Here is a 13,106-nt window from a genome sequence, read left to right on the forward strand (position 1 = left end):
AGCGAGCCGGCGATGAAGGAAAGCCACTACGACCTCGGCATGGGCTACTGCCCCAGCTACCACCACGCCGCCGAACTGGTCGGACGCCGGTGGAACGGCGTCATCATCCGCGCCCTACTTCTGGGCGCCACGCGGTTCACCGAGATCGCGGAGCAGATTCCCGAGATGAGCGACAAGATGCTGGCCAGCCGGCTGCGGGAACTCGAGGACGAGGGAATCGTGGTGCGCAGCGTCGAGCCGACCGTGCCCGTGCGGGTCGGCTACGCGCTGACCGAGAAGGGGCTCGATCTGCATCGCGCGGTGCGCGCGCTCGCCGAGTGGGCGGACTACTGGATGCCCGAGGACTCCGAGGACTGGACCGTCAGCACCAAGGCGGAGAGGGACCGAACGCAGCGCCCCGCCAAGAGCTCGCGCAGGAACGGACGCTCGGCCTAGCCTCCGAATGCGCCCGCGAGGTACTCGCTGCGGCACTCGAGGCGCGCCAGTTTGCCGCTCGTGGTGCGGGGCAGTGCGCCCGCAGGCACGAAGCGGACGTCGGCGACGTCGAGCCCGTGCCGATCGGACACGGCTGCCCGGATGGCCTGGATCGCGGAGGTGGGGTCGGCCCGACGGGTGCCCGACGCGCGCTCGGCGATGATCACCAGGCCGTCGCCGGGCACCGAGAAGGCCGCGACGTATCCCCGCCGCACGATCGTCGACGCATCCGCCGTGGTGGCCTCGAGGTCCTGTGGGTAGTGGTGCCTGCCGTCGATGGCCACCAGATCCGCACGGCGACCGGTCACGTACAGCTCACCGTCCAGGTAGACACCGAGGTCCCCGGTTCGCAGCCACGTCGCACCTTCCGGGGAGCCGTCGGCGTGGCTGCCCACCTCCAGACGCGACCGAAGCGTGGCGCCGAACGTCGGTGCGGATTCCTCCGTCCTGCCCCAGTATCTGGGCGCAATGTTGTTGCCGTGCAACCAGATTTCGCCGACGCACCCATCGCCGAGTTCGGTACCCGAGTCGGGGTCGACGATGACGGCCCACTGACTGCGGGCGATCTGACCGCACGACACCTGAGGGATGGCGCCCGCAGCGTCCGCCGCGATCCGTACCGCTCGACCGTCGGCCAATTGCGCACGGTCGAAGTGGGCGACGGTGGCCTGCGCGCTGGGCGCGATGGTCGAGACGAACAACGTGGCCTCTGCGATGCCATACGACGGCTTGATCGCCGTCGGCGCCAATCCGAACGGCGCGAACGCGGCGTTGAAGGTGTTGATCGCGTCGATGCTGACCGGTTCGGAACCGATGATCATCACCACATTGCCGAGGTCGACGTCCTCGCCCGGTGCGGGTAGGCCCCGTTGGGCCGTGTACTCGTAGGCGAAGTTGGGCGCGGCCGTGACCACGCGTCCGCGCCGCGACCCGGCCGACAATGCGTGGATCCAGCGCTGCGGTCTGCGGATGAACGCCGTCGGCGACAGCAGAGTGGAATGACCGCCGTACACCGCGGGAAAGCCGATCATCGACAGCCCCATGTCGTGATAGAGCGGTAACCAGCTGACGCCGTGGGTGTTTCGGTCAAGCAGGTCGATCGAGAGGATCATCTGGATCAGGTTGGTGCCGACCGCGCGGTGCGTGATCTCCACGCCGACCGGGGGCCGCGTCGAACCCGACGTGTACTGCAGATGGGACACGTCGTCGACGTCGACATCGACCGGAATGAAGCCGTCCTCCGCCGAGTCGGGTATCTCGTCGACGACGATGACGTGCGGCCTGCGGGCGGACGACAACTTCACCAGCGAGGCGGTGACGGCGTCGGCCGCCGCTGCCGTCGTGATGACTGCGGTCGGCCGCGAGTCGTGCAACGCAGTTTCGAGGCGCTGCGCGTGACCCTGAAGTTCGGGTGCGAACAACGGCACCGCAATGGTCCCCGCCTTGATCGCCGCGAAGAATCCCGCGACGTACTCGAGGCCCTGCGGGGCGAGGATCGCGACCCGATCGCCCGGGGAGGTGACCTGCTGGATGCGCGCGCCGATGGCCCGCATCCGCCGCCCGAGTTGGGTCCAGGTCAGCTCGACGGCCTGCCCGTCCGCCGCGCGGGCGTAGTCGAGGTAGCGGTACGCGACCGTGTCACCGACGTTCGCGATGTTGCGGTCGATGAGCGATGGCAGCGTGGTGCCGGGCGGCAGCGCAACGGCGCCGTCGCCGTCCAGGCAGTCCTCGATCCGCAGCAGGCCGTCATCCATGCCGCCAGTTTAATTAACGTGACGCGCAGTATCACTAACTTTCTGGGGGGAGTGATGGGTATCTCGCTGCGTCCGTTCGGAGAGCAGATCGTCCTGACTGGCCGCCCAGGATGCGAGCAGCTTGAGGCCGTCCGCCGTCGGGGTGTTCGCGGGTGCGGTGTAGATGTTCAGCTGCAGGCCGGGCTCGGCGGGCAGCTCCAAGGCTTCGAAGTCGAGATCGAGCTGACCCACGGCGGGGTGATTCAACCGCTTGCGGCCGCTGCGGTGAAAGCGCACGTCCTGCGACGCCCACCGCTGCCGGAACAGCTCGCTTCTGGTGGACAGCTCGCCGATCAGCGCGATCAGGTCCTCGTCGTGCGGGTTACGGCCCGCCTCGAGCCGCAGCATCGCGGCGGCATCGCGGGTGATCTTGTCGTAGTCGACGAAGAATTCCCTGGCCGCCTCGGGATTCAGATAGACGAAGCGGGTGGTGTTGGCCGGCCGGCGTGGGTCGGCGAGGACGGGCGCGTAGAGCGCACGGGCCAGCTGGTTCATCGCGAGCACGTCGTGGCGGCCGTTGCGGATCCACGCCGGGGCATCCGTGATCGCGTCGAGGACCTGTTGCAGCGCAGGCCGAACGGTCGCCGGTGTCTTGCGCCGCCGACGGCGGCTACTCCCACCGGACTCCCTGGCGAGGGCGAACAGGTGGTCGCGCTCGGCGTCGTCGAGCTGCAGCGCCGCGGCCAAGGCTTCGAGCACGGTCTCCGAGGCGCCAGCCAGGCTGCCGCGTTCCATGCGTACGTAGTAGTCGACCGACACACCGGCGAGCATCGCGACTTCCTCGCGGCGTAGCCCCTTGACCCGGCGGTTCCCGCCGTACGTCGGCAGCTGCGCCTGCTCCGGGCTGATGCGCGCGCGGCGCGAACCGAGGAATTCGCGTATCTCGTTGCGCAGGTCCATCGTGCCCATCACCCCACGGTAAGCGCGGCGCGAACGGGCAGGGAGGTACTGCTGGTGCCTGGTTCGACGGGCACTCCCTCGTCGCCCGCGCCGAAGCTAGCGTCGAGGCATGACCGTTCCCACCTTCACCCTGAACAACGGTGTCGACATTCCGGCCCTCGGTTTCGGTGTCTTCCAGACTCCGCCTGCCGAGACCGTCGCGGCCGTCGGCGTGGCCCTGGAGACCGGCTACCGCCACATCGACACCGCCGCGGCGTACGGCAACGAGCGGGAGGTGGGCGACGCGATCCGCCGGTCCGGCCTGGCTCGCGACGAGGTGTTCATCGAGACGAAGGTCTGGATCACCGACTACGGGTTCGACGCCACGCTGCACGCCTTCGACAAGTCGGCAGGCAAGCTCGGCGTCGACCAGCTCGACCTGCTGATCCTGCATCAGGCGCTGCCCGGCGAGTTCCAGCTGACGATCGACGCGTACAAGGCGTTGGAGAAGCTGTACGCCGACGGCAAGGTACGCGCAATCGGCGTCTCCAACTTCATGCCGACGCACCTCGACCGGCTGCTCGAAGAGACCGACGTGGTGCCTGCCGTCAACCAGATCGAGGTCCACCCGTACTTCCGGCAGTCGGAGTTGCTCGCGGCGGATCACGAACACGGCATCCTGAATCAGGCTTGGGCTCCGATCGGGGGCATCACGTTCTACCGGGAGGGCCCGCATACGTCGACGCTCGAGAATCCCGCGATCGGCGAAATCGCTGCCGCGCACGCCAAGTCGCCTGCGCAGGTGATGCTGCGCTGGCACCTGCAGCAGGGCCGCCAGGCCATCCCGAAGTCGGTGACGCCGTCGCGGATCGCCGAGAACTTCGACGTGTTCGACTTCGAGCTCACCACTGAGCAACTCGCCGCCATCGACGCGCTCGACACCGGTGTCCGGGGTGGCCCGGAGCCCGACGTCATCACCCGTGAGACCTTCGGTCTCGAAATACCGGAAGCTTGAGGAGGATTCATGCACACACGCACGCTCGGCCAGGGCCTTCGGGTTTCGGCCATCGGACTCGGCTGCATGGGCATGTCGCAGAGCTACGGTCCCAACCCCGGTGACCGCGACGACATGATCGGCGTGATCCGCTACGCCGTCCAAGAAGCCGGAATCACGTTCTTCGACACCGCCGAGGTCTACGGGCCCTACGTCAACGAGGAGCTCGTCGGCGAGGCGCTGGCACCGCTGCGCGACCAGGTGGTGATCGCCACCAAATTCGGCTGGAACATCCAGGACGGCAAGATGGTCGGCACCGATTCACGACCCGAGCAGATCAGGCGGGTGGCCGACGCGTCGCTGCAGAGGCTCGGAACCGACGTCATCGACCTCTTCTACCAACACCGTGTCGACCCCGACGTGCCGATCGAGGACGTCGCCGGGACGGTGGGTGAACTCGTGCAAGCGGGCAAGGTCCGTCACTTCGGGCTGTCGGAGGCGGGTGCGGCGACCATCCGGCGCGCCCACGCCGTCCATCCCGTCACCGCGGTGCAGAGCGAGTACTCGCTGTGGACCCGCGACCCCGAACCGGAAGTGCTGCCCACGTGCGCGGAACTGGGCGTCGGATTCGTGCCGTTCAGCCCGCTCGGCAAGGGCTTCCTCACCGGCACGGTGGATGCCTCTGCGAGCTTCGCGGCTGGCGACGTCCGGGCCACCATCCCCCGGTTCGAGGCGGAAAACATCAGTGCCAACGAGACTTTGGTGAGTCACGTGCGCGCGCTCGCCGACGCGAAGGGCAGCACGCCCGGTCAGGTCGCCCTGGCCTGGCTGCTCGCGCAGCAGCCGTGGATCGTGCCGATTCCGGCACCCGCCGCCGCGGCCGCATCGACGAGAATGCCGGCTCGACCCAGGTCGCGCTGTCGGCCGACGAGGTGGCCGACCTCGACGCGCTCGCTGCGCGGGTGGGTGTCCAGGGTGACCGCTACAACCCCGCAGGCATGGCGATGGTTGGACTCTGACATGCAGATCGAGCCTCGCACCCCGACCACCAAGAACCCGCCCGAACAGTTCACCGGCGACGTCTGGCTGGACCCCATCGCGCGGCCTCGCGAAGACGGCCAGCGGATGTTCGTCGCCAAGGTGCGGTTCGCACCGGGTGCCCGCACCGCTTGGCATTCGCATGCCCTTGGTCAGACCCTGCACGTCACTCAGGGAGTCGCGTGGGTTCAGTCGCGCGGCCAGGCCAAGGTCGAGGCCCATCCCGGCCAGACCATCTATTGCCCGCCCGGCGAGGAGCACTGGCACGGCGCGACGCCAGACTCGTTCATGGAGCACCTCGCGATGCTCGACAACGCCGAGAACCCGTCCACCACAACGACGTGGCTCGAGCACGTCACCGACGAGGAGTACCGGGGCTGACCTTCGGCAGACGCCTCTTCAGGCGTGCGCTCACGAGCATCCGGATGGCCAGACTCGTGGACGTGAACATGGGAATCACTCCGAGGAAGGTGCGTTCCGACGGCGTGGCTCCGTGGAGGTGTTCGAGGCTGCCGAACACGTAGAAGCAACCGATGCTGAAGATCGTCGCGGGGATGCACAGCGCCAGGAAGGATCCGCGGTCGAAAAGAGCTTGTCTGGCAAGGGCAAGCTCCTCATCCGACAACGGTTCGCGCTGACGCAATTTACGCAAAACCGTTGGGATGCCGTTGACTTCGTCGCTGAGCGGAAGTCTTGGTCGGCGCGCCAAGCGGGCCACGAACATCGAGGCGAGCGACGCGAAGACGAGAATGGCCACGAAGAAGGCGATCGTCAGATAGGCCCAAAGACTCATCGCCGCACTCCTGCAAAGTCCGACGGTTGCCGCAGGGGACGACTGCGCACGAGTGTGGGCCACCAGAACCACGGCCCGAGAATTCGGATGATGGACGGCACGATGAACGAACGCACGATCAGAGTGTCCAGAAGGAGGCCGATGCACACCGTCGAGCCCACCTGGCCGATGGTGCGCAGATCGCTGGTGAGCATCGCCAGCATGGTGAACGCGAATACCAGGCCCGCGGACGTCACCACGCCACCCGTGCTTCCGAGTGCGCGGATCAGGCCGGTGTGCAGCCCGGCTCCCACCTCCTCCTTGACGCGGGCGATCAGCAGGAGGTTGTAGTCCGAACCGACCGCCACCAGGATGATGAACGTGATCGGTAGGACCAGCCAGTGCAGGTGCAGCCCGATCAAGTGTTGCCAGACCAGTACCGACAGGCCGAACGCGCCTGCGAACGAGAACGCCACCGTTCCGGGAATCACGATGGCAGCCATCAGACTTCGGGTCAGGATCATCATGATCAGGAAGATCAGCACGAACGCGGCGATCGCCACGATCAGCAGATCCGAAGCGGCGTATTGCTTGATGTCCTTGTTGTTCGAACCGGCACCGCCGATGTAGATCTTCGCCCCAGCCAACGACGTTTCCTTGAGTGCGGCCTTGATGGCGTCGGGGAACTGCTCGACGTGTTCGACGCCTTCGGGGCCCATGGCATTGCCCTCGTGGGTGACGATGAACCGAGCGGCCTTGCCGTCCGGCGACATCAACAGCTTCATCCCCGTCTTGACGTCTTCGTTGTCGAAGGCTTCCCGCGGCATGTAGAAGAAGTCGTCGCTGCGGGATGCGTCGAAGTCGTTGCCCACGTTGATCATGTCGTCATACGTCTGGTCGGTCTGAGTGGACTGCAGATGCGCCGGACCGTAGGAGTTGACGACGACGGCTCGCAGCGCCTGGGTGTCGTTCAGCATCATCTTCAACTGGGTGATCATCTGGGGCAGCAGCGCATCGACGGCCTGAAGGTCGGTGACGGCGTTGGCGATCTCGGCGTCGAGGGCATCGATGCCGTCGAGCCCGTCGAACAGCGATCGGAACGACCAGCACAGCGGGATGTCGAAACAGTGCGGCTCCCAATAGAAGTAGTTCTTCAGAGGCCGGATGAAGTCGTCCAGATTCGAGATGTTGTCGTTGATCTCGTCGGTGACCTGTTGCAGATTCTCCATGGTCAGCACGGTCGAGTGCAGCTCGTCGGACATCTTCTGGGTGATCTCGATCGTCTTGGCCAGCACCGCAAGGGATTCGGTCTGGATCTTGGCTTGCTGATCGGTGTCGGCGTTCTGCTGCTGGTTGAACGGCAACTGCTGGCCGTTGCCGCTACCCTGCGTGGTGAACAGGTACGGGATGCTGGCATGGTCGAGTGGTCGGCCAAGTGGCCTGGTGATGCTCTGCACCATCGCGACGCCGGGCAGCCGGATGAGGGCCTTCGCCACGCGATCCAGCGAGATGAAGTCAGCCGAGTTGCGCATGTCGTGATCGGTCTCGACCATCAGCATCTCGGTGAACAGCTTGCTCGGCGGGAAGTGTCGATCCGAGGCCGCGAAACCTTGGTTGGCAGGTGCGTCGGCGGGCTGGTAGGTGCGGTCGTCGTAGCTCACCCGGTAGCTCGGCACGAAGAGCGCCCCGACCATCACCACGGCCGAGCTCGCCGCGAGGATCGGCACGGGCCAGCGCACCACGCTTGCTCCGATGCGCCGATACAGCTGACCCCGCACCACTCGCTTCGGGTCGAAGAGCCCAAACAGGCTGCCCACGGCCAGGATTGCGGGACTGAGTGTCAGCGCCGCCGAGATGGTCAACAGCATGGCGATGGCGACGGCCGGTCCCATGGTGTGGAAGTAGTCGAGCCGCGCGAAGCTCAAGCACAGGCCCGCACCGGCGATCGTCAGCCCGGAGCCGATGATGATTGGGGAGACGCTTCGGTACGCGGTGTAGTACGCCTCCTCCCGGGTTTCGCCGGCCTGGCGGGCCTCTTGATAGCGACCCAATAAGAAGATGCCGTAGTCGGTCCCGGCTCCCAGCGACAGGGCGACGACGATGTTGACCGCGAACGACGACAGCGGGATGACCCCGAGGTGGCCCAGCGTGGAGACGGCGCCCTTGGCGATCAGCATCTCGAACAGGACGCTGGCCAGGGGCACCAGCAGTGCGGTCGGGGAGCGGTAGACGATCAGCAGCATCACGATGATCAGGAAGATCGTGACGATCGTGATGTTGTTGAGGCTCGAGTTCGCGATCGTCAGGGTGTCCGAGGCCAGCGGTGCCGCGCCGCTGACGTACACCTTGAGGCCGGGCGGTGGGGTGTCCTTCGCGACGATGTCACGGACGGCGGCGACCGACTGATTCGCCTGGATCTGGCCGATGTCGCCGGCGAGCCGGAGGAGCACGTACGTCGACTTGCCGTCGACGCTCTGTGCGCCCGCAGCGGTGATCGGCTTGCCCCACAGGTCCATCACGTACTGCACGTGCTGCGCGTCGTGCTGCAGACGTCGCATCAAGTCGTCGTAGTACTGATGGTCTCCGTCGTTCAATGGACGGTCGGCTTCCAGGACGACCATCGTCAGGCTGGTCGACGTCGATTCCTGGAACTTCTCGCCGATGTGCAGCATCGCCGCCTGCGACGGCGCATACGTGGGAATCATCGGCCCGGCGAGTTCGGCGGCGACGTCTTCCACCTTCGGGATGAACGTGTTCGTCGTGACGGCGACGAGGCCCCAGAAGACGATGATCGGGATGGCGAGGAGGCGGACGGTCCTCGCGAAGAACGGCCGCTTCGCTTGGTGCGCGCTCACGCGGATTTCACCCTGCAGGTGACGTCCGCATTCTCGCGAGTGGCCGACTGTTCGTCGCGCACAACGCCGTTGACCAGCATCCGGCAGCCGACCTGGCCGCCGCGCACCTGCGCCGAGATGCTGCCGGAGACCACCGTGAGCGTGGTCGTCTCGGTGTGCGACCACGGCAACTCCGTGATGTCGACCTGGTGCGGATGTGCGTCGAGATCGACGTAGACCAACATCCCGCCCTCCCCAAGGTCTCCCGACAATTCGTAGGTCAGCTCCTTGGGGGTGAACTCCTCGGGCGCCTGCGGGCCGTTCACGGCGAGGACGGACCCTGGTGCGGACGCCTGGTGCACCTTCCACATGCCCAACGAACCCACCGTGACCGCGACGACGGCAACCAGTGGAATCCAGGACTTCGCGAGAGCGGTCCTGCCGACCGATCGTTGGCTCACCCGATCACCTTTCGCAGTATCAACGAGGTTTATATCCTAGACAGGATGGATAGTTCAACTGCGCGGCCGTAAATATCTAGCGATCTCACAGGAAACGGGTCACTCGCGGTCCGTGATGCATCACTAAGGTGATATAAAGCCATCATGGAACGAGCGGGCGTCGACGCCGTCAGCGAGATGATCGCGCTCGGGACGGACACGATGTGGCGACACCTGATCGACCGCGACGATCTCAGCGCCAGCGCGGCGCTGGTACTGAACCGGTTGCACCGCGAGGGCCCGATGCGCTTGACGGCACTCGCCGCGGCGGAGGGCTCCAGCCAGTCGGGAATGACCCAATTGGTTCAGCGCATGGAACGCCAAGGACTGTTGGAGAGGTGGAGTGATCCCGATGATGGCCGCGCATCGCTGGTGATGCTCAGCGCAGGGGGTCGACGAAACTGGGAGAACCGGGCCGAGGTTCGCCGGCAGCGCATCACCGCGATGCTATCCCCGGTGTCCCGAGACGATCAGGTGGCGTTGTGGCTCGCCGCGCAGGTGGTCGTGCGCGTGCTCGGACAGATGCGCGAGGCTGCCGGCCTGCAAGCGGCGGTTGAGACCTAAACGCCGGCGTCCCACCACTCGAGGACCCGAGTCCCGTAGAGGGTCAGCCACTTCGACGGCTCGCCCGCGGGCACATCCACCTCGAACCAGACCCTGCCGGGAGGTCGACCCGCCTGCAGCCAGGTGCCTTCCGGTTGCCTGGCGGCGCGGATGAGTTCGATGGCGTCGGCCATCCGCGCGTCCGGCCGCGACCCGTCGAGCAGCGAGCTCTGCCGGAAGTACTCGGCGGCGTTGAGCACGTCGCACGACCAGCGGATGGGGTAGGCGAACCGATCGACCCATTCGCCCACCGGTGCACCGGTCGAGAGCCGCCGGAAGAGCCCCCGCTGCAACAGGTATTCCTCGCCCGAACGCCGGGCAGCGCGCGTCGCGCCGGTGCCTCCGGTCGATGCGTCGTAGGCCAGCAGTCCCTTGAGGGAGTTGAGCGTCGAGTGGAACGACGATCGCGTCGAGCCGTCGACCCACTCGCAGTTCCAGCCACCGTCGGGGAGGCGACGGGTGAGAAACCAGTCGACGATGCCCATAACGTCGGCGCCGAGCCATACGCCGTTGGCGACGGTCCAGGCGTTGATGCAGCAGTCGACCTCACCGGCCCAGTACGGCAGGTCGTCGTACTCCCATCGACTGTTCTCGGCGAGCAGCTCGACGGTGCGGCGCTCACGCAGGACGGTCGGGTCGAGTCCCCACTCCCGCAGCGCGTTGAGCGTCCACGTGGTCGCCGTCCAGGGTTGCCCTGCGCCCTCGGCCGCCTCCGGTCCCTCGAAGTCGAAGTCGGAGGGGAAGAACGCGCCCCCGGCCCACTGGCCGTCCGCGTCCTGCAGCGCCAGAAGTCGGGCGCCGAAGCCCTCCGTCGCGACCTTCGCCCGCGTCGCCTCCCAGACATCGGGCTGTTCGCGTAGCAGGTCGCGCTCGACCTGCCAACGCAGCGCGGGATCGGAATCCAGAAGCCACTCGGTCACGGCCCGGACCACCATGGAACGCACTTTAACCAGACGTGCATGCTGGCCTAGGAAGATCCGACGCTCAGGAGGTGAAGTGGCCAGTCCGAAGTCCGAGGCCATCGACGAGTACTTCACCGCCACCATCACCGCGCTCGGTGAGCAACCGGCCACGCCGGTTGCCGGGCTGGGTCGCGACGAAGCGCTCGCCCTGTTCGACGCCCAGCTCGGCAGCCGCCACCTCGACCTCGCCGCGCGCTGGTTGCGCTCGCACGGCAGGGGCTACTACACCATCGGCTCGTCCGGGCACGAGGGCAACGCAGCGGTCGCCGCGGCACTTCGGCACACCGACCCGGCCCTGCTGCACTACCGTTCCGGCGGCTTCTTCCTGGCCCGCGCCGCGCAGGGGGCTGGCAGCGATCCGATCCGCGACGTACTGCTCGGGCTGGTCGGTGCCACCGAGGAACCCATCTCGGGTGGACGGCACAAGGTGTTCGGCCGCAAGGACCTGAACATCATTCCGCAGACCTCGACCATCGCGTCGCACCTGCCGCGGGCGGTCGGCGTCGCGTTCGCGATCGCCAGGGCGAAGAAGCTGGGCGTCGCATGCGCCTGGCCCGACGACGCGGTGACGGTGTGCAGTTTTGGAGACGCGTCGGTGAACCACTCCACCGCGGTGGGGGCAATCAACACCGCGATGCACGCCGCGTACCAGGGGTTGCCGATGCCGCTGTTGTTCGTCTGCGAGGACAACGGCATCGGCATCAGCGTCAAGACTCCCCGCGGCTGGGTCGCGAGGACCTACGGCGACCGCGACGGCCTCGAGTACTTCAGCGCCGACGGCTCCGACGTCGCGGACACCCTGCAGGCCGCCACCGCGGCGGCGTCATGGGTGCGCACCCACCGCAAGCCGGCGTTCCTGCACCTGCGCACGGTGCGGCTGATGGGTCACGCCGGCTCCGACTTCGAGCCGGCCTACCGCAGGCCCGACGAGATCACCGCCGACTTCGAGCGCGACCCGGTGTTGTGCACCGCGAAAATGCTGATCTCGCAGGGCTATTCGACGCGCGAAGAGGTGCTTGAGCGGTACGAGGCGAAACGCACGGAGGTCATCGACCTGGCCACCGAGGTCAGCGAACTCAAACAGCTCGACAACCCGTGGACGGTGATGGCGCCGCTACAGGACAGCCTCGACGAGGCCGTCACCCTCTCATCGCGTCCGGTAACCGGCGGTACGCGCGACGATGCGCCGCTGACCGTCGCGCTGGCCATCAACCGGGCCCTGCACGACATCCTGCTGCGCCACCCCGAGGCACTGCTCTTCGGCGAGGACGTCGCCCGCAAGGGCGGGGTCTACGGCGTCACCCGCGGGCTGCTCGGCAAGGCCGGTTCCGCGCGCGTGTTCGACACCCTGCTCGACGAGCAGGCGATCCTCGGCCTCGCACTCGGGGCAGGCGTGTCCGGGCTGCTGCCCATCCCCGAGATCCAATACCTGGCCTACCTGCACAACGCGGCCGACCAGATCCGCGGCGAGGGCGCCACCCTGCAGTTCTTCTCCGATCGGCAGTACCGCAATCCCATGGTCGTGCGCGTCGCCGGCTACGCCTACCAGAAGGGGTTCGGCGGACACTTCCACAACGACAACTCGATCGCCGCGATCCGCGACATCCCCGGCATCGTGATCGCCTCACCCGCGCGGCCGGACGACGCGGCGGCGATGCTGCACGCCTGCGCCGAGGCGGCCAGTGGCGCGGGCGTCGTCTGCGTCTTCCTCGAACCGATCGCGCTGTACCACACGCGTGATCTGTACGAGGACGGCGACGACGGCTGGGTCAGGCCGTATCCGGACCTGACGGCAGCGTCGATCGCGCCGATCGGGCGGGCCCGAACCTACGGTGACGGAACGGATTTGACGATCTTCACCTTTGGCAACGGCCTGCGGATGAGCCTGCGGGTGGGGCGCAAGCTGGAGCGCAGCGGCATCGGCACCCGCGTCGTCGACCTGCGGTGGCTGGCGCCGCTGCCGGTCGACGACATGTTGCGCGAAGCAGCCGCCACCGGGCGCGTGCTGGTCGTCGACGAAACGCGCGCCACCGGCGGCGTGGGTGAGGGCATTCTGGCGACGCTGCTCGAACACGGCTACACCGGGCGGGTGAGCCGAGTGGCCAGCCGGGACAGCTTCATCCCCCTCGGCGACGCGGCCCTGCAGGTGCTGCTGTCGGAGGAGACCATCGAAGCCGCCGCCGTCGCGCTCGTAGCGCAATCTCTGCGGTACAGCGAGGACACACTGGAGTAACGCCTCCCCAGTTGTCTTGTCGTC

10 protein-coding genes and 2 pseudogenes are annotated in these 13,106 nt (G+C 67.0%); 6 read left to right on the forward strand and 6 right to left on the reverse strand.

The window, feature by feature from the left end; translation table 11 throughout:
* Nucleotides 1-39: 39 nt before the first annotated feature.
* A pseudogene (locus N536_RS37400) lies at nucleotides 40-336 on the forward strand (winged helix-turn-helix transcriptional regulator); the annotation flags it as partial.
* A gap of 95 nt (nucleotides 337-431) precedes the next feature.
* Here N536_RS37400 and N536_RS0103850 read toward each other — a convergent pair.
* Entirely contained in the window at nucleotides 432-2,228 is a 1,797-nt protein-coding gene (locus N536_RS0103850) for a fatty acyl-AMP ligase (protein WP_029112391.1), read from the reverse strand.
* 9 nt (nucleotides 2,229-2,237) lie between these two features.
* A complete protein-coding gene (locus N536_RS37405) occupies nucleotides 2,238-3,176 on the reverse strand; it encodes a helix-turn-helix domain-containing protein (protein ID WP_051574210.1) in 939 nt (312 codons plus the stop codon).
* Between the two features lie 100 nt (nucleotides 3,177-3,276).
* On the opposite strand from N536_RS37405, the gene N536_RS0103860 reads away from it, so the two are divergent.
* The 3 genes and pseudogenes from N536_RS0103860 to N536_RS0103870 all read left to right on the forward strand — a co-directional run bounded on the left by N536_RS0103860 (nucleotide 3,277) and on the right by N536_RS0103870 (nucleotide 5,559).
* On the forward strand, nucleotides 3,277-4,161 hold the full coding sequence (locus N536_RS0103860; protein WP_029112392.1) for an aldo/keto reductase: 885 nt from the start codon (nucleotides 3,277-3,279) through the stop codon (nucleotides 4,159-4,161).
* A gap of 9 nt (nucleotides 4,162-4,170) precedes the next feature.
* Nucleotides 4,171-5,159: pseudogene (locus N536_RS37410) on the forward strand (aldo/keto reductase).
* 106 nt (nucleotides 5,160-5,265) lie between these two features.
* Nucleotides 5,266-5,559 carry a cupin domain-containing protein gene (locus tag N536_RS0103870; protein WP_231514416.1) on the forward strand — a complete coding sequence of 98 codons (294 nt, stop codon included), beginning with the start codon at nucleotides 5,266-5,268 and terminating at the stop codon, nucleotides 5,557-5,559.
* Here N536_RS0103870 and N536_RS0103875 read toward each other — a convergent pair.
* Genes N536_RS0103875 through N536_RS0103885 form a run of 3 tightly spaced genes read right to left on the reverse strand, consistent with a single transcriptional unit; the run spans nucleotide 5,534 to nucleotide 9,245 of the window.
* The gene (locus N536_RS0103875) at nucleotides 5,534-5,971 is read right to left on the reverse strand and encodes a hypothetical protein (protein ID WP_029112394.1); all 438 of its coding nucleotides are present in this window, start codon (nucleotides 5,969-5,971) and stop codon (nucleotides 5,534-5,536) included. The two genes, N536_RS0103870 and N536_RS0103875, sit on opposite strands and share 26 nt — an antisense overlap.
* The gene (locus tag N536_RS0103880; protein ID WP_036435420.1) at nucleotides 5,968-8,823 is read right to left on the reverse strand and encodes an RND family transporter; all 2,856 of its coding nucleotides are present in this window, start codon (nucleotides 8,821-8,823) and stop codon (nucleotides 5,968-5,970) included. Before N536_RS0103880 ends, N536_RS0103875 begins: the two co-directional genes overlap by 4 nt.
* On the reverse strand, nucleotides 8,802-9,245 hold the full coding sequence (locus N536_RS0103885) for an MmpS family transport accessory protein (RefSeq protein ID WP_029112396.1): 444 nt from the start codon (nucleotides 9,243-9,245) through the stop codon (nucleotides 8,802-8,804). The genes N536_RS0103880 and N536_RS0103885 overlap by 22 nt, the downstream gene beginning before the upstream one ends.
* Nucleotides 9,246-9,389: 144 nt before the next feature.
* On the opposite strand from N536_RS0103885, the gene N536_RS0103890 reads away from it, so the two are divergent.
* Nucleotides 9,390-9,848, forward strand: coding sequence for a MarR family winged helix-turn-helix transcriptional regulator (locus tag N536_RS0103890; protein ID WP_036435100.1), 459 nt, complete (start codon nucleotides 9,390-9,392; stop codon nucleotides 9,846-9,848).
* On the opposite strand, the gene N536_RS0103895 is transcribed toward N536_RS0103890, so the two are convergent.
* Complete coding sequence (locus tag N536_RS0103895; protein ID WP_029112398.1) at nucleotides 9,845-10,822, reverse strand: hypothetical protein; 978 nt, start codon at nucleotides 10,820-10,822, stop codon at nucleotides 9,845-9,847. The two genes, N536_RS0103890 and N536_RS0103895, sit on opposite strands and share 4 nt — an antisense overlap.
* Nucleotides 10,823-10,931: 109 nt before the next feature.
* Here N536_RS0103895 and N536_RS0103900 point away from each other — a divergent pair, with 109 nt between their 5' ends.
* The gene (locus N536_RS0103900) at nucleotides 10,932-13,082 is read left to right on the forward strand and encodes a thiamine pyrophosphate-dependent enzyme (protein WP_369798376.1); all 2,151 of its coding nucleotides are present in this window, start codon (nucleotides 10,932-10,934) and stop codon (nucleotides 13,080-13,082) included.
* Nucleotides 13,083-13,106: the final 24 nt, after the last annotated feature.

Source organism: Mycobacterium sp. URHB0044 (assembly GCF_000620625.1).
Lineage (GTDB): Bacteria > Actinomycetota > Actinomycetes > Mycobacteriales > Mycobacteriaceae > Mycobacterium.

Coding starts and splice junctions, on each gene's coding strand:
- N536_RS0103870 (WP_231514416.1), top strand. CDS start 5,266: ATGTTCGTCGCCAAGGTGCGGTTCGCACCGGGTGCCCGCACCGCTTGG.
- N536_RS0103890 (WP_036435100.1), top strand. CDS start 9,390: ATGGAACGAGCGGGCGTCGACGCCGTCAGCGAGATGATCGCGCTCGGG.
- N536_RS37405 (WP_051574210.1), bottom strand. CDS start 3,176: ATGGGCACGATGGACCTGCGCAACGAGATACGCGAATTCCTCGGTTCG.
- N536_RS0103895 (WP_029112398.1), bottom strand. CDS start 10,822: ATGGTGGTCCGGGCCGTGACCGAGTGGCTTCTGGATTCCGATCCCGCG.
- N536_RS0103850 (WP_029112391.1), bottom strand. CDS start 2,228: ATGGATGACGGCCTGCTGCGGATCGAGGACTGCCTGGACGGCGACGGC.
- N536_RS0103875 (WP_029112394.1), bottom strand. CDS start 5,971: ATGAGTCTTTGGGCCTATCTGACGATCGCCTTCTTCGTGGCCATTCTC.
- N536_RS0103860 (WP_029112392.1), top strand. CDS start 3,277: ATGACCGTTCCCACCTTCACCCTGAACAACGGTGTCGACATTCCGGCC.